Origin of the sequence: Nocardioides gansuensis, assembly GCF_003076135.1 — a bacterium.
Classification (GTDB): Bacteria; Actinomycetota; Actinomycetes; order Propionibacteriales; family Nocardioidaceae; genus Nocardioides; species Nocardioides gansuensis.
The window spans coordinates 93,770-107,719 of sequence record NZ_QDGZ01000006.1 but is presented as its reverse complement, the minus strand read 5'-3'; the positions used below and the strand labels follow the sequence as shown (position 1 = coordinate 107,719).

Here is a 13,950-nt window from a genome sequence, read left to right as displayed (position 1 = left end):
GCGAGAATGCCTCGAGCAGCAGGGTGACCACCGCCGGCTCGTGTGTGCTCGAACCCGTGGCCGCAGGGCGATGGCGCCGGGCTATCGGCTGCTGCCGAGCAGGGCGGTGAGGTCGCCGACCCGGCCGAGGTGGCCGAGCTTGTCGGGGTTGAGGACGTTGTGCAGGCGGACGATCCGGCCTTCGTCGACGTCGATCGCCATGACGCCGAGCAGGGAACCGTCGGGGGCGCGGGTGCGCAGGGCGGGCTGGCCGTTGGCGTCGACGAGGTCCAGGAGTACGCCGAACGCCTCGCCCCGGCGCTTGAGGCCGAGGAGGAACCGGGTGACCGCGACGGCCCCGACCATCGGCTTCTGGATCGCCGGGGCCCGGCCACCGCCGTCGCCCACGAACACGACGTCCTCGGCCAGCAGCCGCTCCAGACCGGCCATGTCGCCCTCGGTGAGGGCGGTGAGGAACTGGGCCGCCATCCGGTCGCGCTGCTCGCGGGACGGCTCGAACCGGGGCTTCCCCTCGTTGATCCGCTTCTTCGCCCGCGCGAAGACCTGCCGGCAGTTGGCCTCGCTCTTGTCGACGACGGCCGCGATCTCGTCGTACTCGTAGCCGACGACCTCCCGCAACACGAACACCGCCCGCTCGACCGGGGTGAGGGACTCCAGCAGGACGAGGAAGGCGGTCGAGACGGTCTCGTCCAGCTCGATCCGGCGCGCGGGATCCGCGGTGTCGGAGTCGACCAGCGGCTCGGGCAGCCAGGGACCGACGTACCGCTCGCGCCGGATGCGCGCCGAGCGCAGGGTGTCAATGGCGAGGCGTGTCGTGACGGTCGTCGCGTACGCCTCCAGGTTGCCGACGTCGACACCGTCCTGCTCGCGGCGGTGCAGGCGCAGGAACGCCTCCTGCACGACGTCCTCCGCCTCCGCGACACTGCCGAGCATGCGGTAGGCGATCGAGAACATGAGCGGTCGGAGGTCGTCGTGCGCCATGGCCAGGTCCATCACGCCCCAGATCCCATCACGAGACCCGTCACAGCCACGGAGGCTGCTTCGTCGGAGGGGATGACGAAGGGAGAAGGACAATGCGAATCTTCATCGCCGGCGCGACCGGAGCGCTGGGTAGCCGCCTGGTTCCCCTCCTGGTGGAGGCCGGGCACGAAGTGTTCGGGACCAGCCGCCACCAGACCGCCGTGGCGGGCCTCGAGGCGCAGGGGGCGACGGGCATCGTTATGGACCCGCTCGACCCGGACAGTGTCCGGGCCGCCGTGGCCGAGGCCAAGCCGGACGTCATCGTCCACCAGCTCACCGCCCTCTCGGGGATCACGGGCAACCCGAAGAAGTTCGGCAAGGAGTTCGCGATGACGAACCGCCTGCGGACCGAGGGCACCGACCACCTGCTGACGGCTGCCCAGGAGCACGGCGTACGGCGCTTCGTCGCGCAGAGCTACACCTCGTGGACCAACGAGCGTCGCGGCGCCTGGGTCAAGTCGGAGGACGACCCGATGATCGACGACCCCGGCAAGGAGGCGCGGGAGACGCTGCGGGCCATCCGTCACACCGAGGACGCAGTCACCGCGACGGACGGCATCGACGGCATCGTGCTGCGGTACGGCACGTTCTACGGCCCGGGCAACGCCATGGCGCGCGACGGCCTGATGGCCGACATGCTCCGGCGCGGGAAGCTCCCCGTGGTCGGTGGCGGCACCGGGATGTGGTCGTTCATCCACATCGACGACGCGGCCGCGGCGACGGCCGCCGCGGTCGAGAGAGGCGCACCCGGCGTCTACATCGTCGTGGACGACGAGCCAGCACCGGTGGCCGAGTGGCTGCCCTACCTCGCCGAGCAGCTCGGCGCCCGCAAGCCGATGCGGCTCCCCGCCTGGCTCGCGCGGCCGATGGTCGGCCAGTTCGGCATCGCCCTGATGACCACCGTTCGCGGGTCGTCGAACACGAAGGCGAAGCGCGAGCTCGGCTGGTCCCCCCGGTACGCCACGTGGCGCGAGGGGTTCCGCACGGGGCTCGGCTGACCGGCCGCCCGGGCCGGCGGAGTAGTCCGGAGCGGCTAGGAGACGCTGACGTCGGTGAGGTGCGCCGGCAGGAGGGCGAGCGCGTGGTCACAGACCTCCGCCACCGTCAGTCCCTCCTCGTCCAGGGCCAGCGCGACGCTGAAGCCGTCGAGCAGCGCACAGATCCGCCGGGCCAGATGGTCCGGCTCGGGGACGTCGGCCTCGGCAAGCAGCTCGGCAAGCGCGTCGTGCCAGCGCGCGTCGAGCGCCAGGTAGGGCTCGCGCAGCGGCTCCACCCGGAGCACCCGGGGCCAGGCCTCGATCCAGAGCAGCCAGCGCGGATCGCCCGGCGCCACCGGCAGGAACAGCTCGCAGAAGGCGCGCACCCGCTCGCCGACCGGCGTCGGCTCGGCGCGCATGACCGTCCAGCGCTGCCACAGCTGCTCCTCGCTCCACCGGAGCGTCTCGAGCAGCAGCTCGTCCTTGCTGCCGAAGTAGTAGAGGAGGTGCCCGGGGCTGGTGTCGACGCGTCGGCCGAGCTCGGCCAGGGTGAGGTCGGCCAGCCCGCGTTCGATCAGCAGGTCCCAGGCCACCTCGAGCACCCGCTCACGGGGACGGTCCATCCGGCGGTGACGCCGGGGAGCCTTTCCCCGCGTCCTGCCTTGCGTCTTCTCAGGCGTCTTCTCAGGCGTCTTTTCCTCGGCCACCCCTTGACCCTAGGGCCCTGGGGGGTTCATAGTTCAGGTCACATCGTTTGTATGTCGTTCAAATTACACCCGTGAGGTAACCATGGCCACACTCCCCGGCGAGTCCGCCCCGCCCCTGCTCACCGACGAGCCCACCGCTCGCCGCCCCGAGGGGCTCAAGCCGGTCCTCGGCGTGGTCGCGGCGATCATGCTCACGGTCTCCTGCATCACTCCGGCGTCCAGCCTGTTCATCATCGTCCCCGAGCTGCTGGCCAGCCAGGGATCCGGCGTCGTGCTCACCCTGCTCGCCGGCGTGCTCATCTCGGTCGGCGTCGGCGCCTGCTACGCCGAGCTCGGGACGCGTACGCCGAGCAGCGGTGGCGAGTACGTGATGGTCACCCACACGCTCGGGCGCAGCCTGGGCTGGGTCACCTTCGTGATGACCGCCGCGACGCTCATCGTCATCCCCCCGGTCATCGCGCTCGGCACCGCCGACTACCTGGCCCCCATCGTCGACCTCGACCGGGCGACGACCGGCGCGATCGTGATGCTGCTGGCCACCGCCACCGGCCTCCTCGACATCAAGGCCAACGCCTACGTCACCAGCGCCTTCCTCGTGATCGAGACGCTGGCCGCCGCGGTCGTCGCCTATCTGGGCTTCTCGCACGCCGAGCGCGGCGTCGACACCCTGTGGCACCCGCAGGCCCTGGACGGCACCACGCTGACCCCGCTCACCGCCGCGATCGTGCTCTCCGGCCTCGCCGTGTCGACCTTCGTGGTCAACGGCTTCGGCACCGCGTCGTACCTGGCCGAGGAGATCATCGAGCCTCGCAAGAACGTGGCCCGCGCGGTGTTCGGCTCCCTGTTCATCGGCGCAGCCATCATCGTGATCCCCACCATCGCCACCGTCATGGGCGTGGGCAGCCTGAGCGACCTCGCGGAGGGCACCTTCCCCGACTTCGTCACCACCTGGGCCGGTCCGCGCGTCTCCGCCGCCGTGAGCGTCGGCATCGCGATCGCGATCCTCAACGCGGTCATCGTGATGGTCATCCAGAACGGCCGGGTCATCTACTCCTCCGCCCGCGACAAGTCCTGGCCCGAGCCGGTCAACCGGGCGCTCAGCTCGCTGCACCCCCGCTTCGGCTCGCCGGTGCTGGCCACCCTCACCGTCGCGCTCCCGGGCGCGCTGATGGCCTACCTCGTCGACATCGAGTCGCTGCTCGGCATCACCTCGGTGATCGTCTCGTCGGTCTACCTGACGCTGGCGGTCGCGGCCCTCGCCGTACGCCGGAGCCCGCACGCCGGCTGGAAGATGCCGCTGTGGCCGCTGGCACCCGTCCTGGTCATCGTGGGCGTGGGCTACGCCCTGTCGGAGTCGGCCACGGGCGACCTGCTGATCGTGGCCGCGATGGTGGGCGGTGCGCTGGCCTACTACTACGGCTACCTCCGGCCGCGGGGCAGCTCGCGCTTCCTGGTGGACCCGCAGCAGGACCGGTGACGGTCGACGTCCTGCTGACCGGCGGGGTCGTGCACACGCTCGACCCCGCCGTGCCGGCGGCCGACAGCCTGGCGATCCGGGACGGCCGGGTGGCGTGGGCCGGACTGCTCGCCGACGCGCCGCACGCCGTACGGGACGCCGCCCAGGTGGTCGACCTCGCCGGCCGGACCGTGGTGCCGGGCTTCATCGACGCGCACAACCACGTGCGGCTCGGCTCGGACGCCGCATGCGCCCAGCTGGCCGGCGCCTCGACGATGGCCGAGGTGGGTGAGCGGCTGGCCCGCTGGCAGGCCGAGCACCCCGAGGCCGCGTGGGTCGAGGCGGAGGGCTACGCCTACGCCGGCCTCGCCGACGGTGCCCACCCGACCGCCGCCCAGCTCGACGCGCTGGTCCCCGACCGGCCGGCAGTGGTCTTCAGCTATGACGTGCACACCCTCTGGCTGAACACACCGGCCCTGCAGGCGCTGGGCGTCGCCCGGGTCTCGACTCCGCTCGCCCAGCCGGACCGGGCCGACCTGCCCTTCGGCACCGCGGAGCTCGACGCCGACGGCCGTCCCACCGGCTTCGTCGCCGACTTCGCGGTCAAGGGCCTGGCCCGGGCCGGCATGCGTGCGCTCGCGGACCTCGGCCTGCCGTGGGCCCACCCGGAGCGCCAGTACGACCGGCTGCTGAGCAGCCTCGACCACGCCGTGGCGTGCGGCATCACCACCGTGGTGGAGCCGCAGAACTCCCCCGACGACGTGCCGCTGTTCCTGCGCGCCCGGGCAGAGGGCCGGCTGCGCTCGCGGGTCGTGCTCGCGATGTTCCATCCGCGCGGCACCACCGAGGCCGACCGCGCCGAGTTCGCGGGGCTGGCCCGCACCCACGCGGACGACCGGCTGCGGGTCGGCCCGCTCAAGCTCTACATCGACGACGTCGTCGAGCCGCACACGGCGGCCCTCCACGCGCCGTACGCCAACGAGCCCGGACACCGGGGCGACACCTACTACCCGCCGGAGGAGTTCGCCGAGCTGGTCACCCGGCTCGACGCCGACGGCTTCCAGCTCTTCGTGCACGCCACCGGCGACCGGGGCATCACCACCGTCCTCGACGCCGTGCAGCGGGCGCGCGAGGTCAACGGGCCGCGCGACGTCAGGCACCAGGTCGTCCACGTCGAGTGCGTGCGCCCCGCCGATCTGCCCCGCTTCGCCGAGCTCGGCGTGGTGGCGTGCATGCAGCCCCGGCACGCCAGCCCGGAGATCGCCGGGCCCGGGCACGCCTGGGCCGAGGCGATCGGGCCGGACCGGTGGCACCAGGCCTGGCCGCTGCGGTCGCTGGCCGAGCACGGCGCGGTGCTGGCCCTCTCCAGCGACTGGAACGTCGCGGAGATGGAGCCGATGATCGGGCTGCAGTGCGCGGTGACCCGCGCCCCTCTCAGCGGCGGGGCGCCGTGGCTGCCCGAGGAGGCTCTCGACGTCGAGACCGCGCTGCGCGGCTACACCCTGGGCAGTGCCTACGCCGTCCACTCCGAGCACGACCGCGGCTCTCTGGCTCCGGGCAAGCTCGCCGACCTGGCCGTGCTGTCCGACGACCCGCTCTCCTGCCCCGCGGGCGCGCTCGCGAAGATCGACGTCCTCGAGACCTGGGTCGGCGGCGAGCCGGTCCACCGCGCCCCGCAGGTCGGGCCCGCTCAGCCCTTGCTCGTGTCCTCCCCCACCTGCACGAGCACCTTCCCGAGGTAGTCGCCGCGGAGCAGCCCGCGGAACGCCTCGGGCGCGTTCTCGAGGTCCTTGACCACGTCCTCGTGTAGCGCACGGAGCCGTCGCGGACCCAGCCCGACATGTCGGCCAGGAAGGCGTCGTGGTGGGAACGGATGAACTCGTCCTGGATGAACCCGCGCAGTGTCAGGCTCAGCGTGAGCACCCGGCGCATGAAGCCGGGCAGCTGGTCGGGACCCTCAGGCACCCCGGTGGCGTTGTAGAGCGAGACGAGGCCGCAGACCGGGATCCGGGCAAACCTGTTGAGGCGGCGTACGACGGCCTCGGTGACCGGCCCGCCGACGTTCTCGAAGTAGACGTCGATGCCGTCGGGGGTGGCAGCCGCGAGGTCCTCGACGAAGGTCGGCGAGCGGTGGTCGACCGCCGCGTCGAAGCCGAGCTCCTCGCGGAGGACACGGCACTTCTCCGGGCCGCCGGCGATCCCCACGGCGCGGGCACCGCGGATCCGGGCGATCTGGCCGACGGCCGAGCCGACCGGCCCGGTCGCCGCCGCCACTACGACGGTCTCCCCCGGCTGCGGGCGGCCGATCTCCAGCAGCCCGGCGTAGGCGGTGAACCCGGGCATCCCGAGCACCCCGAGCGCCGTGGAGATCGGCGCCGCGGCCGGGTCCAGCCGCCGCGTGTGCCGGGCCTCGACCACGGCGTGCGTCTGCCAGCCGGTGAAGGCGAGGACCAGGTCACCGGCGGCGCGCTCCGGGGAGCGTGAGTCCACGACCTCGCAGACGGTGCCGCCGACCATCACGTCGCCCAGCGGCACCGACGCGGCGTACGACTTGGCCGTGCTCATCCGGCCGCGCATGTAGGGATCCAGCGAGAGGTAGATGGTGCGCAGCAGCACCTGCCCGTCCTGCAGGTCCGGCAGCGGCTCGGTGACCCTCTGGTAGGTGTCGTCGCCCGGCTCTCCCACGGGGTAGGACGCGAGTCGGATCTGGGTGGTGGTCGTGCTCATGCCTGGCTCCTGAGTTCGCGTTTGAGGATCTTGCCGGTCGCTCCCTTGGGCAGCTCGGGCAGTACGTGGAGCTCCCTCGGGTACTTGTAGGCCGTCAACCGCTGCTTGCAGTGTGCGGTGATGTCGTCCGCCGTCGCGGTGCTGCCCTGCCGCAGGGCGACGAAGGCGACGACCTCCTCCCCGAGCCGCTCGTCGGGCTTCCCCACGACCGCGGCCTCGACGACGTCGGGGTGCTCGTAGAGCGCCTCCTCGACCTCGCGCGGGTAGACGTTGTAGCCGCCACGGATGACGAGGTCCTTGAGGCGATCGACGACGTAGTAGTAGTAGCCGTCCGCGTCGCGGTGCGAGCCCGGAGGAACTCCAGGTGCTCGGTGCTCGCCGGGTCGTGGCCGGCGAGGAAATCGGCGACCCGCTCCCGCACCTCCGCGACCGTCCTCATCGCGCCGCCCGCGCAGCGGCCTGGCGCCGGATCTCGTTGCGGGCCAGCGCGTTCTTGTGCACCTCGTCCGGGCCGTCGGCGAAGCGCAGCGTGCGGATGCCCGCGAGCATGTTCGCGAGCGGAAAGTCCTGCGAGAGTCCGCCGGCACCGTGCACCTGGATGGCCTTGTCGAGGATCCACTCGACCGTCGCCGGGGTGGCGATCTTGATCGCCTGGATCTCGGTATGCGCGGCCTTGTTGCCGACGGTGTCCATCAGCCAGGCGGCCTTGAGCACCAGCAGCCGCAGCTGTTCCAGCCGCACCCGGGACTCGGCGATCCAGTCGCGGATCACGCCCTGCTCGGAGAGCGGCTTGCCGAAGGCCACGCGGGCCTCGGCGCGCTCGCACATGAGCTCGATCGCCCGCTCGGCGATGCCGATGCTGCGCATGCAGTGGTGGATGCGGCCGGGGCCGAGCCGGGCCTGGGCGATGCCGAAGCCGTCGCCTTCGTTGCCGATCAGGTTCGTCGCCGGCACGCGCACGTCGGTGAAGGACAGCTCGGCGTGGCCGCCGTGCTCGTGGTCGTCGTAGCCGAGCACGGTCATGCCGCGGTGGATCTCGAGGCCCGGGGTGTCGCGCTCGACGAGGATCATCGACTGCTGGCGGTGCCGGTCGGCCCCCGGGTCGCTCTTGCCCATCACGATGAAGATCCTGGCGTTCGGGTTCATCGCGCCGGTGATCCACCACTTGCGGCCGTTGAGGACGTACTCGTCGCCGTCGCGCTCGATCCGGGTGGCGATGTTGGTGGCGTCGGAGGAGGCGACCGCGGGCTCGGTCATCGCGAACGCGGAGCGGATCTCGGCGGCCAGCAGCGGCTCGAGCCACCGCTCCTTCTGCTCGGGGGTGCCGAACTGCGAGAGCAGCTCCATGTTGCCGGTGTCGGGCGCGGCGCAGTTCATCGCGGCGGGTGCGAGGTGGCCGCTGCGCCCGGAGATCTCGGCGAGCGGGGCGTACTGCACGTTGGTCAGGCCCGCGCCCTCCTCCCCTGGGGCGAAGAGGTTCCACAGGCCTCGCGAGCGGGCCTCGTCCCGCAGCTCCTTGAGCACCGGCGCGGAGTCCCAGGCCCAGCGGTTGTCGAGCTGCTCGAGCTGCTCGTGGAAGACCGGCTCGGCCGGGTGGACGTGGCTGTCCATGAAGTCCTGGAGGGTGGCGCGCAGCTCCTCGGTCCGGGCGTCGAATGCGAACTCCATCAGTCCTTCTCCTTCAGTGCGGTGAGACCGGCGTCGAGAAGCGGGTGGATCGCGTCGCCGAGGTCGTCGAAGCCCTCCCCGACCGTCTGGCCGTGGAGGTGGCGATAGTGGATGCCCTCGAGGATGGCGGCGAGCTTGTACGCCGCGAGGCCGAGGTGGAAGCCGAAGCGGGCGAGGTCGCGGCCGGTGACCTCGGCGTAGCGCGCGATCACCTCGTCCTCGCTCAGGAAGCCCGGCGCCTGGGAGGCGTTGGTGACCGCACTGCCACCGCTCGCCTCGCCGAGGCGGTGGTAGACGAGCATCAGGGCGAGGTCGCTGAGCGGGTCGCCGAGGGTGGCCATCTCCCAGTCGAGCACGGCCGTGGGCCGGTCCTGCTCGTCGACGAGCACGTTGTCGAGGCGGTAGTCACCGTGGACGATGCCGACGGCCGACTCGGCCGGGATGTCGGCGGCCAGCCTGCTGTAGAGCTCGTCGGCGGCAGGCAGGTCACGGCTGTACGACGCGTCGAGCTGCTTCTTCCAGCGGCTGACCTGGCGGGCGAGGTAGCCCTCCGGCCGGCCGAAGTCGGCGAGCCCCACGGAGGCCGGGTCGACCAGGTGCAGCGCAGCCATGGTGTCGACGAGCCGGGTGGCGATCGTGCGCGTGCGGTCGGCTCCGAGCCGCTCGAGCTCGCGGGCCATCCGGTAGGGCGTGCCCGCGACCCGCTCCATCACGTAGAACGGCGCCCCGATGACCGAGTCGTCGGCGCAGGACCCGTAGGTCTGGGGCACCGGCACCGCGGTGTCCCGCAGGGCCGTCATCACGCGGTGCTCGCGGCCCATGTCGTGCGCGGTGGCTAGCACGTGGCCGAGCGGCGGGCGTCGCACGATCCACTCGTGCTCCCCGTCGGTGACCACGAAGGTGAGGTTGGACTTGCCGCCGGCGATCAGGGAGGCCGTCAGCTCCTTGCCCGCCCCGGGGATCTCGGAGGCGAACCACTCCCCCAGCCGGACCAGGTCGAGTCCGGGGGCCTGGACGCCCGCTTCGGCCATCAGGGCACCACGACGGCGAGCATCTCGACGACGCAGGCCGGCTTCTCCGCGCCCTCCATCTCGATCGTCACGCGGCTCGCCAGCTGGTAGCCCAGCGAGCTGGGCGTCACCTTGAGCAGCTCGACACCGGCGCGCACGCGCGAGCCGACCGGCAGCGGGGACGGGAACCGCAGCTTGTCGGCGCCGTAGTTGACGCCCATCTTCACGCCCTCGATCCGGTAGACCTCGGCGACGAGCATCGGCACCAGCGCGAGCGTCAGGAACCCGTGCGCGATGGTGCCGCCGAACGGCCCGGCCTTCGCCTTCTCGAGGTCGAGGTGGATCCACTGGTGGTCGCCGGTCGCCTCGGCGAACTGGTTGACCTGCTCCTGGGTGACGGTGTGCCACCCGGAGTAGCCCAGGTGGGTGCCGACGGCCGCCTCGACCTCGGGAATGCCGTGGAAGACCTTCACCTCGGTCGACGTGGTCATGCGTGGACTCCTCTCGCCGCGTCGTACACGACCCGGCCGACCGTGACGCCGTCCGCGAGCCGCTGGACGCCTGCGGCGACGTCCGGGAGGGCGAGCCGCTCGCTGACCAGGGGCGAGACCAGGCCCTGGTCGGCCAGCTCGGTGAGCGCGCGGTGGCACTGCTGGACGGCCGGCGGGTCGTAGCGGTTGTAGAGGCCCCAGTGCAGCCCGACGATGGAGTAGTTCTTCACCAGGGCGTGGTTGAGCGCGGCCGACTGGATGTCGCCGCCGGCGAAGCCGACGACGAGGATCCGGCCCTCGAACGCGATGCACTTGGTCGACCGCTGGTAGGTCTCCCCGCCCACGGGGTCGTAGACGACGTCGGCTCCGCGCCCGCCGGTCTCGGCCTTGACGACCTCGACGAAGTCCTGCCGGTGCCGGTCGATCACCACGTCGGCGCCGAGCCGCCGGGCGACCTCGGCCTTGTCGGGACCGCCGACGACGCCGATCACGCGGGCGCCGGCGGCCTTGCCGAGCTGGATCGCCGCGCTGCCCACGCCGCCGGCGGCGGCGTGCACGAGCAGCGTCTCCCCGGCGCGCAGCGCGGCCCGGCGGTGCAGCCCGAACCATCCGGTCTGGTAGCCGATGTAGAGGCTCGCGGCCTGCGCGTCGTCGAGCGACTCGGGCGCGGGGAACGTCGTCGCGACGTCCATCAGCGCCAGCTCCCCGAAGCCGCCGAGCGGCAGCACGCCGGCACCGACGACCCGGTCCCCCACGGCGAAGCCCTGCGTCTCCGGGCCGAGCGCGACGACCTCGCCGCAGAGCTCGACCCCGGGGGTGAACGGAAGGTCCGGCTTCACCTGGTAGAGCCCGCGGCACATCAGCGCGTCGGGGAAGTTGGCCGGCGACGCGAGCACCCGGACGACCAGCTGGCGCGGACGCGGAGTCGGCTCCGGCACGTCCACCAGCTGCATCACCTTCTCCGGCTCGCCGAGCTCGGCCACCTGCCATGCCTTCATCGGTCTGACTCCTCTGCCTCCAGGTAGCGCTGCAGCTTGTTCATGCCCGCGAGCCAGCGGTCCGGGTCGGCGGCGCGGTTGCGGTAGTAGTCGCCCGCCTCGGGGTGCGGCAGCACCAGGAACCGGCCATCCTGGATGGCCTCCAGGGTCGCGTCCGCGACCTCCTCGGGCGTGCGCGCACCGTCTGCGGTGAGGAGCTTCTCCATCGGCCCAGTTGTGGCGAGCATGTCGGTCCGGACCCCCTGCGGGCAGATCGCGTGCACCACGATCCCGCGGTGCCGGTAGGTCGCGGACAGCCACTCGGCGAAGGCGACGGCGCCGTGCTTGGTCACGGAGTACGTCGGCGTGCCGAGCGCGGTCAGCAGCCCGGCCGCGGACGCGGTGACCACGAAGGTGCCCCCGCCCCGCTCCAGCCACTCCGGCACCAGCAGCCGCGCGGCCCGCACGTGGGCCATCGTGTTGACCTCCCAGCTCGCCGCCCACTCGGCCTCGCTGGCCTCGAGGCCGAGGCCGCGCACGATGCCGGCGTTGGCGAACCACGCGTCGACCTGGCCGAGGTGGTCGCGGGCGGCGGCCACCAGGGCCGCGACGCCCGCCTCCGAGGCGGCGTCGCCGGGGACGGCGCGCGCACCGATCTCCTCGGCGGTGGCCTCGGTCGCGGCCGGGTCGAGGTCGTTGACGACCACGCGTGCGCCCTCGGCGACCAGACGCGCCGCGAGGGCCTTGCCGATGCCGCCGGCGGCACCGGTGACGACGACGCCCTGGTCCTTGACGACGGTCACTCGGTGACTCCGCCCAGGGTGACGCCGCCGTCGATGACGACGAGCTGGCCGGTGATCCAGGAGGCGTCCTCGGAGAGCAGGAACGCGACCACTCCGGCGATGTCCTCGGGCTCGCCGAGGCGCTTGAGCGGGTAGGCCGAGGCCACCTGCTCCTCGCGGCCCTCGAAGAGCGCGGTGGCGAACTTCGTCTTCACGACCGCCGGGGCGACCGCGTTGACGCGGATGTCCGGCGCGAGCTCGAGCGCCATCAGCTCGGTCAGGGAGATGAGCATCGCCTTGCTGGCGCCGTAGAACCCGATCCCGGGCGCCGGCCTGATGCCGGAGACGGAAGAGACGTTCACGACGGCGCCGCCGTGCTCCTTCATCCAGGCGCGGTGGGCCTGCTGCACCCACGAGAGCGCGGCGATGCAGTTGACCTCGACGACCTTGCGGGCGGCACCCAGGTCGAGGTCGACGATCGGCCCGTACGCCGGGTTGATGCCGGTGTTGTTCACCAGCATGTCGAGGCTGCCGAACGTCTCGATCGCCTGCCGGATCGTGTCGGCCTGGTGGTCGAGGTCGTCGGCCTTGCCGGCCACGGCCAGCGCCACCTTCGGGCCGCCGAGGTGGGCGACGGCCTCGTCCAGGGCCTCCTTCTTGCGGGCAGTGATGACGACCCGGGCGCCGTCGGCGACCAGCCGCTCGGCGATCGCCAGCCCGATGCCGCGGCTGGCGCCGGTGACGATCGCGGTCTTGCCCTCGAAACGCATCAGGTGGTCTCCTCTTCCAAACTAAGCGTTTGCTTAGTACGCTCGCACCACTGTGCCCGAGCCACCCGGGCACGTCAACGGGGCAGGCGAATGGGAGATCCGACATGGCCGGCAGCGAACGCAGCCGCGGCGAGGACACCCGGATACGCCTTCTGGAGGCCGCTGTGACCGCCTTCGCGGAGCGCGGCTTCCACGGCACCACGACCCGGGACATCGCCGCGGCGGCGGGGATGAGCCCGGCCGCGCTCTACGTCCACTACAGCTCCAAGGAGCAGCTGCTGGAGGAGATCTCCCGGACCGGTCACGAGCTCACCCTCCAGCTCGTCCGCGACGCGGTCGCCACGAGCACCTCCCCCGCCGAGCAGCTGGCGGCAGCCGTCCGCTCGTTCGCCGCGCACCACGCCCGGGCGCACATCAGCGCCCGGGTCGTGAACTACGAGCTCGCCGCGCTGAGCCCCGAGCACGGCGAGGAGATCCGCGCCCTGCGCCGCGAGATCAGCGTCGAGATCAGGTCGCTGGTCGAGCGCGGCGTGGCCGACGGCAGCTTCGACTGCCCCGGGCCGCGGATCGCGGCGACGGCGCTGCTGTCGATGGGCGTCGACATCGCCCGCTGGTACCGGGAGGACCGCAGCTGGTCGCCCGAGGTCCTCGGGGAGGCGTACGCCGCGCTGGCCCTGCGCATCGTCGGGGCACGTCAGCCGGCGTGACCCTGGACGGGGCGTCGGAGGCCGTCGAGGAGGAGGGACGCGAAGGTGCGCCCCACCTCGGGGGCGTCGAGACCGCGATCGGCCCTCCACCACATCGGCAGGTGGTGCACGGACCCGAAGAAGTAGTCCACGATCAGGTTGGCGTCGACGTCCTCGCGGAGGATGCCCGACCGCTGCCCCTCGAGCACCATGCCGCGGAAGGCCTCGTGGTAGCGCCGGCGCTCGCGGCGTACCTCCTCCTGCTTGTCGAGGCTGAGCTGGTGCAGCGAGCGGAAGAAGACCGTGGTGCTGTCGAGGTGCTCGATGGTGGTGACCACCACGTCCGCGGCGGCCCCCATGATCCGCTCGTCGACCGGGGCGTCCAGGTGGACGAAGGTCTCGAGGCGCTCCATCTGCAGGCGCAGCACCCGGGAGTAGATCTCTGCGAGCAGCTCGTCCTTGGAGCCGAAGTAGTGGTACATCGCGCCCTTGGTCACCCCTGCTGCGGAGACCACGTCCTGCACCGAGGTGCTCTCGAAGCCCTTCTCCGCGAACAGCCTCAGCGCGACCTCGACCAGGCGCTCGGGCACGGTCTGGCCGTTGAGCGTGGCGGGCGGACGCCCGACCCGGCGGCTGGGCTGCGTGGTCACGGTCGGCCTCCTCGGTGCGTGGCCACCAG

The 13,950-nt window shown here is 72.1% G+C and carries 14 protein-coding genes and 1 pseudogene; 4 read left to right on the top strand and 11 right to left on the bottom strand.

Annotated features, from left to right (window positions below; translation table 11 throughout):
- Positions 1–81: 81 nt before the first annotated feature.
- The gene (locus DDE18_RS14515) at positions 82–993 is read right to left on the bottom strand and encodes an RNA polymerase sigma-70 factor (protein WP_116572988.1); all 912 of its coding nucleotides are present in this window, start codon (positions 991–993) and stop codon (positions 82–84) included.
- Positions 994–1,073: 80 nt separating this feature from the next.
- Here DDE18_RS14515 and DDE18_RS14510 point away from each other — a divergent pair, with 80 nt between their 5' ends.
- Positions 1,074–2,018 (top strand): NAD-dependent epimerase/dehydratase family protein, encoded by a 945-nt coding sequence (locus tag DDE18_RS14510; protein ID WP_116572987.1) that lies wholly within the window; start codon positions 1,074–1,076, stop codon positions 2,016–2,018.
- A 35-nt stretch (positions 2,019–2,053) separates the two neighbouring features.
- Here the strand turns inward: DDE18_RS14510 and DDE18_RS14505 are convergent, their stop codons facing one another.
- Complete coding sequence (locus DDE18_RS14505; protein WP_116572986.1) at positions 2,054–2,620, bottom strand: TetR/AcrR family transcriptional regulator; 567 nt, start codon at positions 2,618–2,620, stop codon at positions 2,054–2,056.
- Between the two features lie 166 nt (positions 2,621–2,786).
- Between DDE18_RS14505 and DDE18_RS14500 the strand changes: the two genes are divergently transcribed.
- Positions 2,787–4,181, top strand: a complete 1,395-nt coding sequence (locus DDE18_RS14500) for an APC family permease (protein ID WP_116572985.1) — start codon at positions 2,787–2,789, stop codon at positions 4,179–4,181.
- Positions 4,178–5,902 carry an amidohydrolase gene (locus tag DDE18_RS14495; protein ID WP_116572984.1) on the top strand — a complete coding sequence of 575 codons (1,725 nt, stop codon included), beginning with the start codon at positions 4,178–4,180 and terminating at the stop codon, positions 5,900–5,902. The genes DDE18_RS14500 and DDE18_RS14495 overlap by 4 nt, the downstream gene beginning before the upstream one ends.
- Positions 5,903–6,197: 295 nt before the next feature.
- Here DDE18_RS14495 and DDE18_RS14490 read toward each other — a convergent pair.
- The 8 genes and pseudogenes from DDE18_RS14490 to DDE18_RS14455 all read right to left on the bottom strand — a co-directional run.
- Positions 6,198–6,887: pseudogene (locus DDE18_RS14490) on the bottom strand (NADP-dependent oxidoreductase); the annotation flags it as partial.
- A complete protein-coding gene (locus DDE18_RS23700) occupies positions 6,884–7,174 on the bottom strand; it encodes an AMP-binding enzyme (protein WP_281258390.1) in 291 nt (96 codons plus the stop codon). The pseudogene DDE18_RS14490 and the gene DDE18_RS23700, both read right to left, overlap by 4 nt.
- Before the next feature lie 148 nt (positions 7,175–7,322).
- A complete protein-coding gene (locus DDE18_RS14480; protein WP_116572983.1) occupies positions 7,323–8,555 on the bottom strand; it encodes an acyl-CoA dehydrogenase family protein in 1,233 nt (410 codons plus the stop codon).
- Entirely contained in the window at positions 8,555–9,586 is a 1,032-nt protein-coding gene (locus tag DDE18_RS14475; protein ID WP_116572982.1) for a phosphotransferase family protein, read from the bottom strand. The genes DDE18_RS14480 and DDE18_RS14475 overlap by 1 nt, the downstream gene beginning before the upstream one ends.
- Complete coding sequence (locus DDE18_RS14470) at positions 9,586–10,056, bottom strand: MaoC family dehydratase (RefSeq protein ID WP_281258385.1); 471 nt, start codon at positions 10,054–10,056, stop codon at positions 9,586–9,588. The genes DDE18_RS14475 and DDE18_RS14470 overlap by 1 nt, the downstream gene beginning before the upstream one ends.
- Positions 10,053–11,054, bottom strand: a complete 1,002-nt coding sequence (locus DDE18_RS14465) for an NADPH:quinone oxidoreductase family protein (protein WP_116572981.1) — start codon at positions 11,052–11,054, stop codon at positions 10,053–10,055. The genes DDE18_RS14470 and DDE18_RS14465 overlap by 4 nt, the downstream gene beginning before the upstream one ends.
- Positions 11,051–11,836: an SDR family NAD(P)-dependent oxidoreductase gene (locus DDE18_RS14460; RefSeq protein WP_116572980.1), complete on the bottom strand. Its 786-nt coding sequence runs from the start codon at positions 11,834–11,836 to the stop codon at positions 11,051–11,053. Before DDE18_RS14460 ends, DDE18_RS14465 begins: the two co-directional genes overlap by 4 nt.
- Complete coding sequence (locus DDE18_RS14455) at positions 11,833–12,585, bottom strand: SDR family oxidoreductase (protein WP_116572979.1); 753 nt, start codon at positions 12,583–12,585, stop codon at positions 11,833–11,835. Before DDE18_RS14455 ends, DDE18_RS14460 begins: the two co-directional genes overlap by 4 nt.
- A 104-nt stretch (positions 12,586–12,689) precedes the next feature.
- Here DDE18_RS14455 and DDE18_RS14450 point away from each other — a divergent pair, with 104 nt between their 5' ends.
- The gene (locus tag DDE18_RS14450) at positions 12,690–13,292 is read left to right on the top strand and encodes a TetR/AcrR family transcriptional regulator (RefSeq protein WP_116572978.1); all 603 of its coding nucleotides are present in this window, start codon (positions 12,690–12,692) and stop codon (positions 13,290–13,292) included.
- Here DDE18_RS14450 and DDE18_RS14445 read toward each other — a convergent pair.
- On the bottom strand, positions 13,280–13,921 hold the full coding sequence (locus DDE18_RS14445; protein WP_116572977.1) for a TetR/AcrR family transcriptional regulator: 642 nt from the start codon (positions 13,919–13,921) through the stop codon (positions 13,280–13,282). The two genes, DDE18_RS14450 and DDE18_RS14445, sit on opposite strands and share 13 nt — an antisense overlap.
- Positions 13,922–13,950 lie beyond the last annotated feature (29 nt).